Annotated in this window: 20 protein-coding genes; 15 read left to right on the top strand and 5 right to left on the bottom strand. The window is 63.1% G+C overall.

Features of this window, described 5'->3' with window-relative positions:
- Window positions 1-3: 3 nt before the first annotated feature.
- From NKJ18_RS09385 to NKJ18_RS09350, 8 genes are all read left to right on the top strand, one after another.
- Window positions 4-954 carry a PfkB family carbohydrate kinase gene (locus NKJ18_RS09385; RefSeq protein WP_352652773.1) on the top strand — a complete coding sequence of 317 codons (951 nt, stop codon included), beginning with the start codon at window positions 4-6 and terminating at the stop codon, window positions 952-954.
- Between the two features lie 89 nt (window positions 955-1,043).
- Window positions 1,044-2,189 (top strand): ABC transporter ATP-binding protein, encoded by a 1,146-nt coding sequence (locus NKJ18_RS09380; RefSeq protein WP_023686996.1) that lies wholly within the window; start codon window positions 1,044-1,046, stop codon window positions 2,187-2,189.
- A gap of 115 nt (window positions 2,190-2,304) precedes the next feature.
- Window positions 2,305-3,552 carry an ABC transporter substrate-binding protein gene (locus tag NKJ18_RS09375; protein WP_023729221.1) on the top strand — a complete coding sequence of 416 codons (1,248 nt, stop codon included), beginning with the start codon at window positions 2,305-2,307 and terminating at the stop codon, window positions 3,550-3,552.
- Window positions 3,553-3,691: 139 nt separating this feature from the next.
- Window positions 3,692-4,588, top strand: coding sequence for a carbohydrate ABC transporter permease (locus tag NKJ18_RS09370; RefSeq protein WP_352758139.1), 897 nt, complete (start codon window positions 3,692-3,694; stop codon window positions 4,586-4,588).
- 4 nt (window positions 4,589-4,592) lie between these two features.
- Window positions 4,593-5,435: a carbohydrate ABC transporter permease gene (locus tag NKJ18_RS09365; RefSeq protein ID WP_352758138.1), complete on the top strand. Its 843-nt coding sequence runs from the start codon at window positions 4,593-4,595 to the stop codon at window positions 5,433-5,435.
- A 38-nt stretch (window positions 5,436-5,473) separates the two neighbouring features.
- Window positions 5,474-6,295: a sugar phosphate isomerase/epimerase family protein gene (locus tag NKJ18_RS09360; protein ID WP_352758137.1), complete on the top strand. Its 822-nt coding sequence runs from the start codon at window positions 5,474-5,476 to the stop codon at window positions 6,293-6,295.
- 4 nt (window positions 6,296-6,299) lie between these two features.
- On the top strand, window positions 6,300-7,025 hold the full coding sequence (locus tag NKJ18_RS09355) for a ribulose-phosphate 3-epimerase (RefSeq protein ID WP_352758136.1): 726 nt from the start codon (window positions 6,300-6,302) through the stop codon (window positions 7,023-7,025).
- Window positions 7,025-8,047 carry an ROK family protein gene (locus NKJ18_RS09350; RefSeq protein WP_352758135.1) on the top strand — a complete coding sequence of 341 codons (1,023 nt, stop codon included), beginning with the start codon at window positions 7,025-7,027 and terminating at the stop codon, window positions 8,045-8,047. The genes NKJ18_RS09355 and NKJ18_RS09350 overlap by 1 nt, the downstream gene beginning before the upstream one ends.
- A 77-nt stretch (window positions 8,048-8,124) precedes the next feature.
- Here NKJ18_RS09350 and NKJ18_RS09345 read toward each other — a convergent pair whose 3' ends face one another.
- The 4 genes from NKJ18_RS09345 to NKJ18_RS09330 all read right to left on the bottom strand — a co-directional run bounded on the left by NKJ18_RS09345 (window position 8,125) and on the right by NKJ18_RS09330 (window position 9,818).
- A complete protein-coding gene (locus tag NKJ18_RS09345; RefSeq protein ID WP_352758134.1) occupies window positions 8,125-8,271 on the bottom strand; it encodes a hypothetical protein in 147 nt (48 codons plus the stop codon).
- Window positions 8,244-8,459: a hypothetical protein gene (locus tag NKJ18_RS09340; RefSeq protein WP_352758133.1), complete on the bottom strand. Its 216-nt coding sequence runs from the start codon at window positions 8,457-8,459 to the stop codon at window positions 8,244-8,246. The genes NKJ18_RS09345 and NKJ18_RS09340 overlap by 28 nt, the downstream gene beginning before the upstream one ends.
- Window positions 8,460-8,534: 75 nt before the next feature.
- The gene (locus tag NKJ18_RS09335; RefSeq protein ID WP_023732219.1) at window positions 8,535-8,810 is read right to left on the bottom strand and encodes a hypothetical protein; all 276 of its coding nucleotides are present in this window, start codon (window positions 8,808-8,810) and stop codon (window positions 8,535-8,537) included.
- A 96-nt stretch (window positions 8,811-8,906) separates the two neighbouring features.
- The gene (locus tag NKJ18_RS09330) at window positions 8,907-9,818 is read right to left on the bottom strand and encodes a LysR substrate-binding domain-containing protein (RefSeq protein ID WP_023699792.1); all 912 of its coding nucleotides are present in this window, start codon (window positions 9,816-9,818) and stop codon (window positions 8,907-8,909) included.
- Between the two features lie 102 nt (window positions 9,819-9,920).
- Between NKJ18_RS09330 and NKJ18_RS09325 the strand changes: the two genes are divergently transcribed.
- The 3 genes from NKJ18_RS09325 (at window position 9,921) to NKJ18_RS09315 (ending at window position 12,115) form a co-directional block, all read left to right on the top strand.
- The gene (locus NKJ18_RS09325; RefSeq protein ID WP_023740596.1) at window positions 9,921-10,559 is read left to right on the top strand and encodes a DsbA family protein; all 639 of its coding nucleotides are present in this window, start codon (window positions 9,921-9,923) and stop codon (window positions 10,557-10,559) included.
- Between the two features lie 52 nt (window positions 10,560-10,611).
- On the top strand, window positions 10,612-11,220 hold the full coding sequence (locus NKJ18_RS09320; protein ID WP_023667893.1) for an NAD(P)-dependent oxidoreductase: 609 nt from the start codon (window positions 10,612-10,614) through the stop codon (window positions 11,218-11,220).
- A gap of 163 nt (window positions 11,221-11,383) precedes the next feature.
- On the top strand, window positions 11,384-12,115 hold the full coding sequence (locus NKJ18_RS09315) for an SDR family oxidoreductase (protein WP_023753996.1): 732 nt from the start codon (window positions 11,384-11,386) through the stop codon (window positions 12,113-12,115).
- Here the strand turns inward: NKJ18_RS09315 and NKJ18_RS09310 are convergent.
- The gene (locus NKJ18_RS09310; protein WP_352758132.1) at window positions 12,066-12,998 is read right to left on the bottom strand and encodes a LysR family transcriptional regulator; all 933 of its coding nucleotides are present in this window, start codon (window positions 12,996-12,998) and stop codon (window positions 12,066-12,068) included. The two genes, NKJ18_RS09315 and NKJ18_RS09310, sit on opposite strands and share 50 nt — an antisense overlap.
- Before the next feature lie 281 nt (window positions 12,999-13,279).
- Here NKJ18_RS09310 and NKJ18_RS09305 point away from each other — a divergent pair, with 281 nt between their 5' ends.
- The 4 genes from NKJ18_RS09305 (at window position 13,280) to NKJ18_RS09290 (ending at window position 18,705) form a co-directional block, all read left to right on the top strand.
- Window positions 13,280-14,194, top strand: coding sequence for a dihydrodipicolinate synthase family protein (locus tag NKJ18_RS09305; protein ID WP_352758131.1), 915 nt, complete (start codon window positions 13,280-13,282; stop codon window positions 14,192-14,194).
- A gap of 235 nt (window positions 14,195-14,429) precedes the next feature.
- Window positions 14,430-16,286, top strand: a complete 1,857-nt coding sequence (locus NKJ18_RS09300) for an ABC transporter ATP-binding protein (protein ID WP_352758130.1) — start codon at window positions 14,430-14,432, stop codon at window positions 16,284-16,286.
- On the top strand, window positions 16,286-18,172 hold the full coding sequence (locus NKJ18_RS09295) for an ABC transporter ATP-binding protein (protein ID WP_352758129.1): 1,887 nt from the start codon (window positions 16,286-16,288) through the stop codon (window positions 18,170-18,172). The genes NKJ18_RS09300 and NKJ18_RS09295 overlap by 1 nt, the downstream gene beginning before the upstream one ends.
- A 368-nt stretch (window positions 18,173-18,540) precedes the next feature.
- Window positions 18,541-18,705: a DUF3309 family protein gene (locus tag NKJ18_RS09290; RefSeq protein ID WP_023667887.1), complete on the top strand. Its 165-nt coding sequence runs from the start codon at window positions 18,541-18,543 to the stop codon at window positions 18,703-18,705.
- Window positions 18,706-18,903 lie beyond the last annotated feature (198 nt).

Below are 18,903 nucleotides of genomic sequence, written 5' to 3'. Positions count from 1 at the left end.
ACGATGCCCACCGTCCCCGCCACCCTCGGCTTCGGCGCTATTGCGATAGACGACATCGTCTACGTCGATCAGCCATTGTCGGCGGGCAAGGGTAAGGTTCTGCAAAGTACCCGCGCTTTCGGGGGAAATGTCGCGACGGCGCTTGCCGCCGTCGCGCGGCTCGGCGGAACCGCCGGGTTCGTCGGATGGCTGGCCAGTGCCGCGGACGACGCCGTTCTGCTCGATCTCGTGGCGAGCGGTATTGAAACCGCATTCGCGCCGCGCCATCCCGACGCGCGCCCGGTGCACTCGCGGATCACCGTCGGCTCGGACGGGGAAAGGTTCATCGCGTATGACGACGATGCGATGCTGGGCACCGCTCCGGACTTTCCGGACGATATCCTCAGCCGCGCAACCGTCCTGATCGTCGATAGCTATGCGACCGGGTCGCTGGATGTCGTGGCTCGGGCTCGCGATCTCGGCCTTGCGATCCTCGGCGATATCGAATGGAGCAGCGGCCCCGCCACGGAGCGGCTGATCGCGCTCTGCGACCATCTCATTCTTCCACTTAGCTTTGCACGGACTGCCACGGGGCGCCGATCGCCTGCCGAGATGCTCGATGCCTTGTGGTTGCCATCGCGATCCGCCGTGGTTCTGACCGATGGAGGCAGGGGTGTGTACTATCGCGGCCGTGAAGAGACAGGTCTCTGGCACCTGCCCCCGCACCGGGTTGCGGTCGTCGACTCCACAGGCGCGGGTGACTGCTTTCATGGCGCCTATGCCCATGCGTTGACGCGCGGAGCCGACACCGCGGGCCGGATCGCATTCGCGGCCGCGGCGGCGGCCGTTTCGATAACGGGGCGTGGCGGGCGCGAGGCGCTTCCGACCGAGGACCAGGTCACGCAACTCCTGGCATCGGCGAACGCGCCGTCAGCAGTCGACCTGAAAAATGCGCATGTGGATGCTGGAGCATGACCTGAAACGATCCGACGAAACATTTCGCAGGCGAACACAAGCCCAGGAGAATCATAAAAATCAGGGCTTATACTTGTGGAGGGAGGAATATGGCAGAAGTCATTCTTGAGAAGATCTGCAAAACCTACGGGAACAGTTTTCGCGCAATCGACCAGTTGAACCTGTCGGTCAAGGACGGCGAGTTCTTGATCCTCGTCGGGCCTTCCGGCTGCGGCAAATCCACGGCGTTGCGAATGATCGCGGGGTTGGAAGACATCACCAGCGGCAGCCTTCGGATCGGCGGGGTCGACGTCGTCGACATGCCGCCCAAGGACCGCGACATCGCGATGGTGTTCCAGAGCTACGCGCTCTACCCGCATATGACGGTATCCGAAAACATCGCCTTTTCGATGCGGCTGGCAGGCAAGCCGAAGGCCGAGCGCAAGAAGCGCGTGGACGAGATCGCCAAAACTCTTCAGCTGACGTCTTTGCTGGACAGCAAACCCGCGAACCTGTCAGGCGGGCAGCGTCAACGGGTTGCCATGGGCCGCGCCATGGTGCGCGAGCCGGCCGCCTTTCTCATGGACGAGCCGCTTTCCAATCTGGATGCGAAACTGCGTGTGCAAATGCGCGCCGAAATCACCAGCCTGCAAAAGCAGCTCGGCGTCACGACCATTTACGTGACCCACGATCAGATCGAAGCGATGACGATGGGCGACAGAGTCGCGGTGTTGAAAGGCGGTGTGCTGCAGCAGGTCGACACACCCAAGAGGCTCTATGAATCGCCGGTTAACGCCTTCGTTGCCGGCTTCATCGGCTCTCCTTCGATGAACCTTTTCGAGGCGACCCTGAAGGGCGGCGAGCTCGCTTTTCGCGACTTCGCCGTCCGGCTGCAGGATGCAGCCTTCGTGCGCAGGCCGGCCTTGAGGTCGTATGCGGGGCGCAAGGTCGTGTTCGGGATCAGACCGGAGGATCTTTATGACAGCAGCCTTGAATCCGGTCGCAAGTATCAGACGATACCGGCCAGGGTGACCTCGATCGAGGAACTCGGCTCCGAACAGATCGTCCACATGAACATCGACGCGGTCCGGGTGGACTCCGGCGATCCGGATGCGGTGGATGATTTCGGCCTGGCGTCGAACGCGGTGGCGAGGTTCGAGCCGATCAGCGCCGTCCGCTCCGGCTCGGAAATCCGGTTGGCCGTGGATGATGCCAAGTTCCATTTCTTCGATCCCGAAACGCATCTGGCGATCTGAAGATCTGCGGAAGACCGCGGGCGGGAGCGAGGTGCCTGCGGAAGATACAAGAAGGCTTCTGAATGAACAGACGATCGTCCGCATTGTGCGGCCGATCTTGAAGAAGGAGGAGAAAATGATGTTTCGGATACGACCCGCGATGCTGAAAATAGCCGCGGCCGCATGGTTGCTTGGTGCAACCGGCGCCATGGCGGACACGACGCTGGAATTCACCCAATGGTGGGAGCCCGAATTGCCGGCGGGATCGCTCAGGGCAATCATGAACGACTTCGAGGCTGCAAACCCCGGCATCAAGGTGACGCTGGTCAGCGGTCCCTATGCGACCACGCGAGACCAGATCTCGGTCGGCGCCGCAACCGGAACGCTCAGCGACGTCGTCGGTCTCGACGGCGCCTGGGTGAACAATCTGAACGCGCAGGGTGCGCTAGCCGACATGAACCCGATGATGGATGCGAGCGGGTTCGACAAGACCCAGGTCGCGGATATCATCAAGGTGGACGGCAAGGCGGTGATGTTTCCCGTGGCTTCGTTCGTCTATCCGGTCTTCGTCAATCTGGACCTCGCCGCCCAGGCAGGCGTCACCAAGCTGCCGTCGACCCGCGCGGAGTTTCTCGAAGCCGCCAAGAAGATGACCCATGCCGACAAGAACCAGTATGGCTGGGTGCTGCCGCTGTCGCTGCAAACGCCGTCCGGTGTCCAGAACGACCTGATGTCGTGGGTCTGGGCCTCGGGTCAATCGATGATGGTTGAAGGCAAGCCGGCTCTCGAGGGCAAGCCGGTCGTCGATATGCTCACCTTCGTCAAATCGCTGAACGACGCCGGCGTCATCTCGCCCGGCATTGCCACCAAGACCGAGCAGGAAAAGGTCGAGGAATTCGTCAACGATCGGGTCGGAATGATGATCGACTCGCTCGCGCATGTGAATCTCATCCGCAAACGCAATCCCAAGCTGAACTTCGACCTCATCCCGGTCCCAGTCGTGGCGGACTACAACGGCAAGCGCGGCCTTCCCTATGCCTCCTGGGGCATCGGCATCTCTGCCGCCTCGAAACATCAGGATGAAGCCTGGAAGCTCGTCCAATATCTGATGAGTGAAAAGGTGAATGCCAAGCTCGTGTCGCTTGCAAACGCCTTCCCGGGGAACGTCAACGCCAAGCCCGATTTCGTGACCTCGGACAAGGCTTTCGCCAAGGCTTTCGAAATCTTCAAGACCGGCTATCTCGCCAACGAGTTCACGGGCCTGCCGGTGGCTGAAGACCTGATGACCCAGTTCGACGTGGAGGCTCAGAAGATGCTTGCCGGCGAGCAGTCTCCGGAACAAGCCGCAACCAACGCTCAAAAGGGCTGGATGGCGAAATTCTGAGCGGCCCATTGCCCGTTTGCTATCTTCCACCGGGTGGCCCGGCCTCGGCCAGGCCACCCGTCAACAACGGATCGCAATTTGAGATGGACCTGTTTTTGAAGCGCACCTTCCTCCTGAAGGCACATCCCAGGGGTCGCACATGACCGGGCAGAAGCGCTCCCACCATCGACTGAAACGAGCGGTCGCACCCTATCTCTATCTGTCACCATCGCTCCTCATAGTCGGCCTTCTGATGCTGCTGCCGATGGTGACGGTGATTGGCTATTCGTTCCAGAACAGCGCGGTGCTGCGTCGCGACCCGTCCTTTGCCGGACTGAAACACTACCAGGCGATCTTTGCCGATCCGGTGTTCTGGGCCTCGCTGTGGCACACGCTCTACTTCACCTGCATGAGTGTCGTCTTCCATATGACCATCGGCATGCTCTTCGCACTCATGCTGAACAGCGACCGCATCAATCCGACGCTGCGCAACATTCTGCGCGTGCTGTACATACTGCCCTGGCTGTTCACCGCGGTAATTATCGCGGTGATCTGGCGCCTTCTGCTTGAGCCGAATGGTGTCGTGAACAGTGTTCTCATGCAGATGGGCATCATCGGTTCCAAGGTCGAGTGGTTTTCCTCGTCCGCGACCGCGCTGCACGCCGTCACCTTCGCCAATATCTGGGCGGGCTACCCGCTTTTCATGGTCAGCCTGCTCGCAGGCTTGCAGGGCATTCCTAAGGATTTCTACGAGGCCGCCGATATCGACGGCGCGAAGGCCTACCAGAAGTTGATCTTCATCACCATTCCGCAGCTGATGCCAATCATCATCAGCATCTCGCTGCTCGACTTCATCTGGACCATGCAGGTCTTTCCATTGATCTGGATAACGACGGGTGGCGGTCCGATCTACTCGACCGAGGTCCTCAGCACCTACACATACAAGCTGGCGTTTTCGAGCTACAACCTGTCGCAGGCCTCGGCGAGCGCCGTGGTCATCCTGCTGATCTCTCTCGGCCTGACGCTGTTCTACATCCGCTATCAAAAGGCTCGGTAGTCACATGAGGAAAATGCACACGCCGAAAGACAGGCTGATCACCGCCGCGCTCCATGTCGCGCTTGCCGCAGGGCTCTTTTTCGCGGCCTTCCCGATCTACTGGATGCTGAGCAGCTCGTTCAAGTCGAACACCGAAATCTTTGCCCTGCCACCAACCGTCCTGCCGAAGGCCTTCACGCTGGAAGCGTATGCGGCCATCCTGGGCGACCCGGTAAAGCTGCGCTTCTTCTTCAACAGCTACTTCGTGGCCGGAGCGGTGACCGTGCTGACGGTGCTGATCGCCTTGCTGGCGGCCTATGGGTTCAGCCGTTTCAATTTCCGCGGCAAGGGCAGCCTCAACACTCTCATCATCAGCACGCAGACGATCCCGCCGATCACGCTTTTGATCCCCTTCTTCGGGCTTGTCGTCTCGTATGGCATCTTCGACACCTATGTCGCGCTGATCCTGACCTATCTGGTGTTTACGCTGCCCTATGCGATCCTGCTGATGACGGGATATCTGAACACCTTGCCGCGCGACCTCGATGAAGCGGTGGCTGTCGACGGCGGCACCAGCTGGACCGCACTGTGGCGGGTGATCGTCCCGATTTCACTGCCTGGTATCGTGGCGACGTCGGTCTACACCTTCCTGTTGTGCTGGAACGAATTTCTCTTTGCGCTGACACTGACGAAGTCGACGTCCATGCGCACCGTCCCGATCGGCATCCAGTTGTTGATGGGGCAACACGCCTTCGAATGGAACCAGATGATGGCGATCAGCGTGCTCGGCTCGCTGCCGCTCCTGGTCATCTACCTGGTTGCCCAGAGGTTCTTCCTCGCCGGCATGACCGCAGGGTCGGTCAAGTAGGATGTCCCTCCAACGGAGGTGGATCAAGGAATGAAAGGATGACCGTGAAAGACCTGAAAGTCGGCTGCCAAACCTTTACCTGGGAAATGCTCGGCGACCGTTTTGCCGGCGGCCCGGACGATCTGCTCAAGGCGATCGCCGATGGCGGCTATGCCGGCATCGAGATCACCGACACGATGATCGGCCGCTATGCCGGCAAGCCGGCGGAGTTCGCGGCCGCGCTGAAATCATCCGGACTGACGCTCGTCTCCTTCGCCTTCGGCTCGAAGAGCGGTTTCACGCTCAGGGATGAGATCGGCGCCGACCTCGATACCGCCAAACGCTGGATCGACTTCGCCGCCGCCTTTCCCGGCGCGCTGGTGTCGATGGGCTCGGCCACGATCGTTTCCGACGGGCCGCGCGACCACAAGTTTGCCATCGCCGCCGAGGTCTACAACAAAGCCGGCGAGCTCGGGCGCGAGGCCGGCGTCCAGGTCGCGGTGCATCCAAGCTCGCATCACAACACGCTGCTGTTCGACCGCGCCGACTACGACCGCATCTTCGGGCTGCTCGACGCCTCGCTGGTGGGCTGGGTGCCCGACACCGGCCACATCTTGCGCGGTGGCCAGGACATGGCGGATACGCTCACCACTTATCGCGACCGCATCCGCTATGTGCATCTGAAGGATGTCGACGCGAATGGAACCTGGGCGATGCTCGGCAAGGGCGTCTGTGACACGGCGAAGGTGATCGAGATCGCTGGTGCTGCACCCAATTTCAACGGCTGGCTGGTGCTGGAGGAAGAGTCCGAAACGGCCGCCGCCGACCCTGCCGGCGCCGTCAAAACCAACCGCCAGACAATGCGCGGCTACGGAGCCTGAGACGATGACGACGAACAAGCCCCTGTCCGGCCCCGCCGCAATTGCCGCTCTGCCGCGCAACCGGCTTATCGGCGAGTTTTCGCTGTGGTCGGCCGACCTCGCCAATATGGAGCGCGATTTGAAGCGCATCGAGACCCATGCCGATGTCCATCATATCGACGTCGCCGATGCCCGCTTCACCCCTGGCTTCCTGTTCTTCCCGGATCTGGTGGCGCACATCGCCAAGCTCACCGCAAAGCCTATCCATGTCCATTTGATGGTCGAAGCCGAGATCGTCGAGGAACAGACGCGCCAGTTCATCGAGGCCGGCGCCGACCTGATCAGTGTGCACGCCGAAAACGGCGAGACCGGTCTGCGTGCCGTGAAACTGGCGCGTGAACTCGGGGCCGAGGCCGGCGTGGTGCTGCGGCTGGAAACACCGGTCGCGGCCGTCACGCCGTTCCTGCCGGAAGTGGCGTTCGTGACGCTGCTCGGCACTTCCATCGGCGTCAAGGGCCAGAGCCTGTCCGATCAAGCGTGTCCGCGCCTGATCGAGGCGCGCGCGCTGATGCGCAAAGCCGGCCGCGAGGCCGACATCGTGCTCGCCGCCGATGGCGGCATCCGCCACGAGACCGTGCCGCTGCTGCGCGCCGCAGGTGCGGAAACCGTGGTGCTGGGCTCGCTGGCCTTCGGCGATCCCGACCTTCCCCGGCGCATGGCCTGGCTGCACGGGCTGGAGGTCGCCGCCTGATGACCAAGCTTGCGCTCGCCTTCGATCTCGGTGGCACGGCGCTGCGCGGTGCGCTGGTCGAAAGCGATGGCCGTATCGTCGCTCATGCTTCAGCGTCGACGCTTGCCGGTGCGGGATCGGAGGCGGTGATCAGCCAGATCGTCGCTTTGGCAGGCACGCTCCTCAAGGAACACCCGCAGGCAAAGGTCGCCGGCATCGGCGTCGGTGCGCCGGGGCCACTCGACCCCAAGGCGGGGATCGTCATTGCGCCGCCAACGCTGGCCGGCTGGCATGATGTGCCGCTGATCGACATTCTGGGGCGGCATTTCGGCCTGCCGGTGCGGCTGGAAAACGACGCCAATGCGGCGGCGCTCGGCGAATGGCGTTTTGGCGCCGGACGCGGCAGCGGATCGCTGGTGTTCGTGACCGTATCGACCGGCATTGGCGGCGGCGTCGTCGCCGATGGCCACATCTATCACGGCAGGCGCGGACTGGCGGCCGAGATCGGCCACATGACCATCACCGGTGAAGGCGACCGCTGCTTTTGCGGCGCCATCGGCTGCTTCGAGGCCGTTGCCTCCGGAACCGCGCTCGGCCGCCGCGCCACGCGACTGACCGCGCCGGGCGACGGCTCGCTCTTACGACGGCTGTCAAATGACGGCGAGGTCTCGGCCAGGCATGTCGTAGAGGCTGCCAAGGCCGGCGACGCCAACGCTCTCGACCTGATCGAGGCGGAAGCACAATGGCTGGGCATCGGCTTCACCAACCTGCTTCATCTCTATTCGCCCGATCTGATTGTCATGGGAGGCGGCCTTTCCAACGGGTTCGACCTTCTGGCACCGTCGATCAGAGCGGTCATCCAGCAGCGGGCGATGCCGGCCTATCGCGACGTGCCGATCGTGCAGGCTGAACTCGGCGACCGCGCCGGGCTGATCGGCGCCGCCAGCCTGATCCTGTGGGAAGGCGGTGCGCCGCTGGCGATGGCGCAGGACGACAAGGACAGAGGCGCGACCCCCGATGCCACGGAGGCACGCCATGGCTGAACTCGAGCTGCGCGGCGCGCGCGAAGATGGTGAATGGTCCAGTTTGAATGCAGCGCCAAGGTCCCCGAAGAGGACCCCTACCCTTCGCGATTCCACCTGGCGTATTTTCGGATCGTTTGCCGCTTGTCTTCCGACAAGCCAACAAGGAGATTCTCCTCGAGATAGCCTTGCCGGATGAGATTGGCGAAGACCTGTATTAGCTGTGAATAGCGATAGTCGAACATCTGGTCGATCTTCCGTCGCTGCTGCAGCAGAAGTCTTCGACATCCCACATTTCGTAAGGCGTTGCCGCAACGTGGGCCCTGCTCTTGAGTTCAGCCAGCGTCTTGTCGAGCGCCACCTTCAGCGCTGCGTCATAGGCAGTGCGGGCGACTTTCTTTTCGGACGGAGACCATTTCTCACCAGCGGTCATCGACTGTCTCTATCGTGTTCGCGGCGGCCGTCATCCGGTAACCCTGGGACGCAGGACCCCGCCTTTGGGACCAATCTACTTTCCGCAATGGTGATCGTTGACCTTGTTCAGCGCATTCGCGTCCGGCCCGACCCGGTCGTAAGAGCACGGGCCGGCCGCCGTGGTGATCAGCATTTTGTCATAGTAGCGCGGGCCGCCGAACAGGGCGTAGATGAGGTCGCGATGGGCGGGGACGTAGCGTTCGGGTTCTGGCTGACGATGGCGATGCTTGTCCTTGGCGACACCCGCTGTGGACAGGCTGCAGCCGACAGCGAGAGCGAGCATGCAGGTCGCAAAGATCTTGGTGGTCATCGGCAGTACCCCTTCTGACGGTTCGGAATCGCAGCATATCCAAAAGCGCCTGCCGAACAAAGGTTCCCTCGCCGGCATTGCCGGCCGGTGCCGAAATCAGCCCGCACTGCGCGCGCGCCGCCGTTCGGCTGCAACCAGGAGGTCGACGAAAGCGCGCACCTTGGCCGGCCTGAAGCGCGCCGGCGGGAAGACGGCATGGATGCCACCGGACGGCAAGGTCCAGTCCGCGAACACCCGCACCAGCCGGCCGCGCGCAATGTCGTCGGCGACACTGTAATCCGGAAAGATGCCGAGGCCGATGCCGGCCAGCACGCAGGACAGCACGCCTGGTGTCTTGTCGCAGCTGACGACGGGGTTGAGTTCGGCCAGCACCGTTTCCGTGCCCCTCGAGAACAGCCATTGGCCGACCCCGCGCAACTGGGCGTTGCCGACCCAGGGCAGCGACTTCGCCTGCCTGGGGCTGGCTTCCCCAGGCAGCCTGGCGGCCAGTTCCGGGCTGGCGACGACGAATTGCTGCAGGCTGCCCAGCCGCCGCGCCAGATTGCTGGAATCGGCAAGCCAGCCGACGCGGATGCCAAGATCGATCTGCTCGTCGACCAGGTTGCTGACCGCATCGTCGAAGATCGTCTCGACCCGCATTTTCGGGTATTTTCTGATGTAGGCGGCGATGGTCGGCGCCACGACCTTCTCGCCATAATCGAGCGGCGCCGTCAGCCGCAGCGTCCCCGTCGGCTGCGCCGCTCGCTGCGAAATGTCGCCATAGGCTGCCTCCGCCTCGCGCAGGATGATCGCGGTCCGGTCATAGAACAGACGACCCTCTTCGGTCGCCGTCACGCGCCGGGTCGTGCGCCGCAACAGCGTGGCGCCAAGCTCTTCTTCGAGCTTGCCGACCTGATGGCTGACCACAGCCTTGGCAACATCGAGACGGTCGGCAGCGGCCGTGAACGAGCCGGTCTCCACCACGGTGGCGAAGTAGACGAGCCGATTGAGATTGAGGAGTTCGGTCACAGGCCACTCATTGTCTGATTTTATCAGACAGTTTGTATGATTGATCGCTATTTTTCGCAAGCGGTCCAGCTGTCATCTATCGGGCAACAGAATGAGGCCGCCATGACCAATGCAACCCTAACCTATCTTTTCGACCCGCTCTGCGGTTGGTGCTATGGCGCCACGCCGATGCTTGATCGACTGGCCGCCGGCGGGACCGCGCTCCAACTGCTGCCGGTGGGGCTTTTCTCCGGTGCCGGCGCGCGGCCGCTGGATACAGGTTTTGCCGCCCACGCCTGGGACAATGACCAGCGCATCGCGCGGCTGAGCGGACAGCGCTTCAGCCAGGCCTATCTCGACAATGTGCTCAATGTCAGCGGCACCTTGCTCGATTCTTCCGCTGCCACCATGGGCATCAACGCCGCCGGGCTGGACGACTGGCGCCAGGAACTTGCGGCACTGAAGGCGATCCAGCATGCGCGCTATGTCGACGGCCGCGATATTGTGACGGTTGACGGCGTCGCCGCGGTACTGACCGACGCCGGCATGAGCGACGCGGCAAAGCTCTTGAAAGCGCCGACGCAGCCGTTTCTGGCGAAGCATCACGACCTGGTCAGCCGCGGGCGGATGTTGTTCCAACGGCTGCATGCCAATGGCGTTCCCGCGCTGGCGGTGATCGGCCAAACGGCGCCGCGCCTGATCGGCGCCAACGCGCTGTTCGGCAGCTACGACAATCTCGTCGCTCACATCGAGGCGGCGTAATCCCAGAAATTCTCCCCAGATGAAATTCTCCCCAGACGAAAGGAAAATCCCCATGAAAATCGCACTTATCGGCGCGTCCGGCCAGGTCGGCTCCCGCCTGCTTAAGGAACTCTCCGATCGCGGGCACAGCATCACCGCCATTGCCCGGCATCCAGACAAGATCGCGGCACTTCCGGGCGTGACTGCCAAGAAGGGCGACGTCTTCGACAAGGATGGCCTTGCCGCCCTGATCAAGGGTCATGACGCGGTGATCTCCTCGGTTCATTTCCTCGACAGCGATCCCGATACGCTCATCGCAGCCGTGCGTGCTTCCGGCGTCAAACGCTACCTCGTCGTCGGCGGCGCCGGCAGCCTTGAGGTTGCGCCCGGCAAGCGCCTGGTCGACACGCCGACCTTCCCTGATATCTACAAGGCCGAGGCGCAGAAGGGCGCCGACTTCCTCGACACGCTGCGGACGGTCGACGATCTCGACTGGACCTTGCTGTCGCCTTCGGCGCTGTTCGTCGCCGGCGAGCGGACCGGCAAATACCGCATCGGCAAGGACACGCTGCTGACGTCCGACAAGGGCAGCAGCATTTCCTTCGAGGACTACGCCATCGTCATGGCTGACGAGATCGAAAAGCCGGCGCATATCAAGCAGCGCTTTACGGTCGGCTACTGAGCGCACTTCATTGACAGGCGGGCACTCGACGGAGCGGCCCGCGTCGGTTCCTATCGACGATAGTGCCATCGGAGCCTCCGATGGCACTATCGCTTTCTTCCGTTTCCACTCCTGCCGCCGGTCTGCGACTCTCGCCGGAGCGGTTCAGGACAGCAACGGAAACATGGCAGACATCGCAAAATCGAAAATCGCTATCATTGGCGGCAGCTCCGGAATGGGGCTGGCGTTGGCAAGGCGGTGCCTGGACTCAGGCGCCGAAGTCATCATCGTCAGCCGCAGTGAAGCCAGGCTCAAGCGTGCCGGCGAGGCGCTGCAGAACCCTTCCGCTTTGAGCGCCGTCGCGGCCGATATCGCCAGGGAGGATCAGGTCGCTGACCTGTTCAAGCGAATTGGCCGGCTCGACCATATTGTCAGCACCGCCGCCGACATCGAAGGCGCCTATGAGCTATTGCCTTCAGTCGACCTGAAGGCGGCGCAGCGGGTCGTCGAAAGCAAATTCTACGGGCCGCTGCTGCTCGCCAAGCATGGCGCGCCGCAGCTTTCGGCCAACGGCTCCATCACCTTCACCTCAGGCATTGCCGCCTACCGGCCGGCGGCGCGCGGCTCGGTCGTTGCCGCTGTCAACGCTGCGCTGGAAGGGTTGGTGCGGGCGCTGGCGGTCGAGCTGGCGCCGGTCCGTGTCAACGCCGTCTCGCCGGGCTGGGTCGACACGCCGATCTGGAGTTTTGTGGCCGGCGACAAGAAGGACGAGACGCTCGATGCAATGGCCAGGCGCCTGCCGGTCGGCCGCGTCGGACAGCCGGACGACATTGCCGATGCCATCGCCTTTCTGATGGGCAACGGTTTTACGACAGGGACGGTTCTGCATGTCGAGGGCGGTCATCGGCTGATCTGAGCGCAGCGAAATTCCTGGCCGCGGCAGCCAGCAGCAGTTTCAGCGCCGGCGGTTGCACCCGCCGGCGGCGCCAGATCATGACCAGCGACGCCGTGCGGGCCGAACCCGGCCATGGCAATTCGACGATCTCGCCGCGATCGAGCGCGTCGGCAACGGCCAGCCGCGGCACCAGGCCCATGCCGACACCAGTCGCCACCAGGCCCGCAATGGCGCCGATGCTGCCGACTTCGGCGGCAAGTTCTGGCGCTGCAATCTCGGCAAAGGCAGTGTCGAACAGATGCCGGTAGACGCATCCGGTTTCCGTCACCACGAAACGCATCGCGGCGAGCGTGGCCAGGTCGCTCTGCCCCGATGCGGGCGCATGTTCGGGTGAGGCGACAAGGACCAGCGGCTCGGCCGATATCGTGCGCCGGGCCAGACGTTCGTCCAGACCGCCTTTGTCGAAACAGAAGGCGACGTCAATCTCGCTCTCTTCGAGCTGCCGCAGCAGGGCATCGCTGCCGGCGATTTTCAGCCGCAGACCGATCTCCGGGTGGTCGCCTCGAAAGGCCGCCAGCCATTGCGGAAGTCTGACGGTCGCAATCGTCTCCAGCGCGCCGACCGTAACCGTTCCGGCGGTCATTCCCGTCGTTGCCTCGACGGCAATACGCGCCTCCTCCGCCAGTTGCAGAATCTCTTCCGCATAGGGTTTCAGCGCGTCGCCGGCCGTTGTCAGGTCGAGGCCGTGGCGCGAGCGGATGAAGAGGACGACACCAAGTTCGCTTTCCAGCGACTGGATCTGGTCGCTGACGCTCGACTGCGCCAGATGAACCTCCCGCGCTGCGCGGGTGATATTACCGTGCCGCGCCACGGCGAGGAAGGTCTTGAGCAATCGTGGGTGCATGCCGTTTCCGGATCTGTCTCTGTTCGACATTTCGGGCTTGGCTGGTCCATTTGCAACCCTGGTCCATTTGCAACCCAGGTCCATTTGCAACCCCGGTCCATTTGCAACCCATTGACGCCGGCGTCATCTGGTTGCGGCAGACCGAAGGGCCAGAATTTCGCGGCAATGACCCGCAAGTTTTCCCACGGCCGGCGCGGTGGCCCAAGAGATCGCCTCTGGCAGATCGCATCGTACGTATGCTCTATGCCAAGCTGATTTCCAGCACCGATGGAAGGACCGACATGACCCGCCCGCAAGGAACCATCGCCCCGATCCTGACACCTTTCGAAAATGACGGCCGCATTGCCCGTGACCTGTGGATCTCACACGCCAAATGGGCGCTGGGCCAGGGCGCCCATTTCCTGTCGCCGTTTGGCACCACGGGCGAGGCGCTGTCGCTCTCGCTCGACGAGCGCATGCAGGCGCTGGAATGGCTGGTTGCATCAGGCATTTCGCCGGGGCGCATGATGCCCGGCACCGGCGTCACCGCACTGCCCGAAACCGTCGAACTGTCGAAGCACGCGGTCGGCCTCGGCTGCGCCGCCGTGATGGTGCTGCCATCGTTCTTCTACACGGCCGCCGGGGACGATGGCCAGGCGCGCTACTATAGCGAGCTGATCGAAAGGGTGGCCAACCCGGCGCTGAAGATGATCCTCTACCACATCCCGCAGAACTCCGGCGTGCCGGTAAGCCCTGCCCTGACCGCCCGGTTGAGCGCGGCGTTTCCAGAGACGGTCGTCGCCTACAAGGATAGCGCCGGCGACTGGAACAACACGGCGGCGGTGATTGCCGCCGCACCCGACGTCGCGGTGTTCCCCAGCTCGGAGGCGCAACTGACCAAGGGGCTCGCCAGTGGTGCTGCGGGCTGTATCTCCGCGACCGTCAATCTCAACGCTGCGGCCATCCGCGCCCTCTACGACGCGACGATCGCTGGCCAAGACGTCACGGAAGCGGACGCCGCGATCAGGGCGTTCCGCAAGGTGATCCAGGATGCCGGCCTGATCCCAGCGATGAAGGCAGTGCTGGCGGTGCGCTCCGGCGACAAACGCTGGCTCAACCTGCGCGCGCCGCATGAGAATGCGACGCTGGAAAGCGGCAAGGCGCTGCTCACTGCGCTCGGTCCCGCGGCGGACCATATTGGTCGAGGTCGGGCATGATGGTGGCTGGTCATGCTCGCATCTTTTCAATCGGCCTAAAGTGACGACCAGCCGCTTCTAACGCCGACTCGGGCTTAGGCAGCCGCGGACGATCAGCCCCTTTCAGGCACAGTGCGATGCCGCCATTGGCCCTTGAACGGTCAAAATCGAGGCGTACCATCGCGGTATCTGAAACTGAGTCTGTTTTCATTCGTCTGGGCTAATGTCCGGATCGGATTGGGTATTTTCCTTGGCAATGGATGCAACCCGCGGCGCGGCGAAGCGCGGCAAATCGTTTGCCCATGTGGCGGAGGCGTCCTGGGGCAAGGGCCTCAGCACGCTGCTGCGCATCGTGCGCATGACGTTGCGCCATCCCTGGCAGGTTGCGGTCACCATCGCCTCGACCTTCATCGCCGCGACGCTGCAGCTGTTCATCCCGCGCCTGCTGGGCCACGCCATCGACCAGGCGCAAGGCGTGATGGCTGGAGGCGGCGGCGCGGCGGCTGAGCAGGCGCTGTGGACGACGGCGATCACCTTGCTCGTCGTCAGCATCCTGCGCGGCCTCTTCACCATGGCGCAGAATTATTATGGCGAGGCCGTTGGCCACCGCACCGGCTATGAGCTGCGCCTGGCCTTCTACGAGAAGATCCAGCGGCTGAGCTTCTCCTTCCATGACCGGGTGCATACCGGCGACCTGATTACGCTTGGCCTGCTCGACCTCGACGGCGTGCGCATGTTCTTTTCCACCGGCATATTGCGCGTGGTGCTGCTCGGCGTGCTGATCGGCGTCGGCTCCTATCTCCTGATCAGCACCGATCTCGAGCTCGGGCTGCTCAGTCTGAGTTTCGTGCCGTTCGTCGCCTGGCGCTCCTCGGTCACACAGCTCAGGCTGCGCAGCACCTGGCTGACGCTGCAGGAGCGGCTGTCAGTGCTGAGCCGGGTGATGGACGAGAACCTCGGCGGAATCCGCGTCGTGCGCGCCTTTGCGGCGCAGCGGCATGAGCTGGAAAAATTCGACCGCGCCAAGAAGTCGGCGCTGGAGCTTGCCGACCAGCGCGTCGACATCCGCGTCTCCAACACCAGCGCCATGAATTTTTCCTTCCTGGCGGCCATGGGCCTGGTGCTGTGGTTCGGTGGCCAGAAGGTGATCGCAGGCCAGATCAGCGTCGGCACGCTGGCCCAATTCCTCACCTTCATGACCATCCTGCAAATGCCGGTGCGCCAGCTCGGGCTGATGGTCAACTCGTTCGCCCGCGCCTCGACCTGCGGTACAAGGCTGTTCGAACTGCTTGACGCCGAACTCGACATTCAGGATGCGCCCGATGCCAAGGATCTCATGGTCACCGAAGGCGTGCTGCGCTTCGACAATGTCGGCTTCCGCTACGCGGGCGCCGGCGGCCGGCCGGCACTGTCGGGCATTTCATTCGAGGCCCGGTCCGGCGAGACCGTCGGTATTGTCGGCCCGCCGGGCAGCGGCAAGTCGACCATCGCGCATCTGATCCCGCGCTTCTACGACGTGACGTCAGGCGCGATCACCATCGACGGGCAGGATATACGCGAGGTCACGCTGCAATCGTTGCGCAAGGCGGTCGGCGTCGTGCAGCAGGACGCCTTCCTGTTCACCACCTCGATCGAAAACAACATCGCCTATGGAAATCCCTGGGCACGCGAGACCCGCATCGGGCAGGCGGCTGAATACGCCCAGCTGCACAATTACATCATCGGGCTTCCGGCCGGCTACACTACAGTCGTAGGCGAGCGCGGGTCATCGCTTTCCGGCGGCCAGCGGCAGCGCCTGACCATCGCCCGCACCCTGATGCTGCGGCCTTCGGTGCTGGTCTTCGACGATTCCACCGCGGCTGTCGACGCCGGCACCGAGCAGCGAATCCGCACCGCGATGAAGCGCTTCGCCAAGGACCGCGTGACGCTGATCATCTCGCACCGGCTGAGCTCGCTGATGCATGCCGACCAGATCCTGTTCGTCGAGAATGGCCGCATCGCCGAGCGCGGCACGCACCAGGAATTGTTGGCGCTGGGTGGACGCTACCGCGCGCTTTACGACCTGCAGCTGCGGCCGGACGACGATTTTCCGGTGGCGGTGGGAGCCGCATGATGTCGACACAGAACGACGACCAGAAGGAAGACACCAGCCGGCGGCCCACCAGGGCCGTCGTCGGTTCGCACCGCGACGAGGAAGAGGTCTTCGGCAAGGTCTACGATCCGCGTATCGTGCGCCGCATCTGGAGCTTCGTGAAACCGTATCAGGGCCGGATCTTCATCTCGGTTGCCGCCGTGCTGGTGTTCACGCTGACGCAATTGGCGATCCCGCTGGTCATCCGTTACGCCATCGACCACGGCATGGCCGCTGGCAAGGCCGACCGCTCGGTGATGAACTGGGCGATCGGCGCCTTCGCTCTGATCATCCTGATCAACTATGGCGCCAGCTATGTCCAGGAAAGTGTCGTCGGCAAGGTGGCCGAGAATGTGCTGTCGGATTTGCGCCGCGCCATGTTCAGCCATCTGCAGCGCGTCTCGCTGAGCTTCATGGACAAGACCGAGGTGGGCCGGCTGATGTCGCGCCTGCAGGGCGACGTCAATTCGATGCAGGAATTCCTCGAGACATCGGTCATGTCGGTGGGCGACATCGTGCTTCTTTTCGGCATTGTCAGCGTGCTTTTGTGGCTCGATTTTCGTCTCGGCCTGTTGACGCTGTCGACCATGCCGGCGCTGTTCATCGTGCGCCTGTTCTGGCTGCCGCGCGCCAAGGTCGCCTTCATGGCCGCGCACGAAACCAATTCGATTGCCAATGGGGCGCTGGCGGAAGGCATCCATGGCGTGCGCACTGTGCAGAGTCTCGAACGCCAGCACGTCAATTTCGACCTCTATGACGAGAAGGTGCTGGCCAATCTCAGGGCTCACCTGACCTCGGCCAAATATGCGCAGGTGATGGTGCCGATCGTCGACACGCTGACCGGCATTGCGATGGCGACGGTCATCGTCGTCGGCGGTTCGATGGTGCTGTCGCACAGCCTCGACATCGGCGTCATGGTGGCGTTCCTGTTCTACATCCAGCGCTTCTTCGACCCGATCCGCTCGCTCACCATGCAGTACAGTGTCATGCAGCGCGCCATGGCGTCGGGCCAACGCATCTCCGAAGTGCTGGACGTGCCGGTCGACGTTAGCGACAAACAAGGCGCGGTGGCGCTGACGCGCGACATGGACGGTTCGGTCGAGTTCAGGAACGTCACCTTCGGCTACCGGCAGAACCAGCCGGTGCTGAAAAACATCTCCTTCCGCGTCAATCCGGGCGAGACGGTTGCGCTTGTCGGCCCGACCGGTTCGGGCAAGTCGAGCTGCATGGCGCTGGTGCACCGCTTCTATGATGTCTGGTCGGGCGAGGTGCGGGTCGGCGGCCACGACGTGCGCGACGTGACGCAGGATTCGCTCGGCGACCAGGTGGCGATGGTGTTGCAGGAGCCATTCCTGTTTTCCGGCACGGTGCTGGAGAACATCCGCTACCACAAGACATCGGCTACCCGCGAGGAGGTGGTGCGCGCGGCGCAGGCCGTCGGCGCGCACGACTTCATCGAGCATCTGCCCGATGGCTACGACACCGAGCTCGAACAGCGCGGCGGCAATCTCTCGCTCGGCCAGCGTCAGCTGATCAGTTTTGCACGCGCACTGGTCGCCGATGCGAAAATCCTGGTGCTCGACGAGGCCACGGCGAGCATCGATTCCTACACCGAGATGCTGATCCAGAAAGCGCTGGTCACGCTGCTGGAAGGCCGCACCGGGCTGGTCATCGCGCACCGGCTGGCGACCATACGCGGCGCCGATCGCATCATCGTTCTACAGAACGGCGAGATCGTCGAAAGCGGCAACCACGAGCAGCTGATGGCGGCCAAGGGCCTCTATGCCAGGCTCTACAACATGAACTACGCATCGTTCGACGATATTGCCGAGGAAGACATAGGCGCGCCGGCCGGCAAGGCGACGTGAGCTGCTGCCGGTTCGGCTCGACTGGAAATGGTGCGGGGCCAAAACTCGTCGTCGACCAATTCGGCTTTCAGATGCCGACACGTTTCATCTCGCCTTCCAGCGTAAGCCCGGCGTCACGCCTGCCGGCGCGTTCGGGTGGACGAGCCGCCGGTCGCCTTGAGGGCGATCCCGCCTAAATTCTGAATTCTACGCGCCGCCCAGCGCGCGCGATGGCACGCGCAGCTTGCGCCTGAACCTCAGCAAACGCCGTCATGATGGCTTTCGTTCCTTAGCCGTCGGATGAAAATCGCCGGGGAACAGGAAGGCTTGCTGGGAGTTTAGTTCTTCGAGCCGCGCCGTGAACGGCGCGGCAGCGAAGGAGACGGCATATGGGCCTGGGTACCATTCTTATTATCATCCTGATCATCGCGTTGCTCGGCGGCTTCAGCGGCCTCGGCGGCGGCCCGTTCTACGGCACTGGTTACTATGGCGGCGGTGGCCTCGGGCTGGTGCTGATCATCGTGATCATTCTGGTTGTTCTCGGGCGAATATAGCGTCGCCATTGGCGGCCGCCGAGTTTCTACGGCGGCCGCGTTTTCGCCTGACATCGAGGTTTGAAGACATGGCAGCTGAAGACATTGCTGGTCCGGACTGGGCCGGCGTCGGCGCGAGCGAGAGCGAACGCGACGAGCTGGGATATCCTAATGGTGGCACTATCCGAAGGCGGCGGGCGTAAGCTGCAGACCCCGACA

Source organism: Mesorhizobium sp. M0217 (assembly GCF_040321955.1).
Taxonomy (GTDB): Bacteria; Pseudomonadota; Alphaproteobacteria; order Rhizobiales; family Rhizobiaceae; genus Mesorhizobium.
The sequence above is the reverse complement of the archived record's forward strand: the minus strand, read 5'-3'. Positions and strand labels throughout refer to the sequence as shown.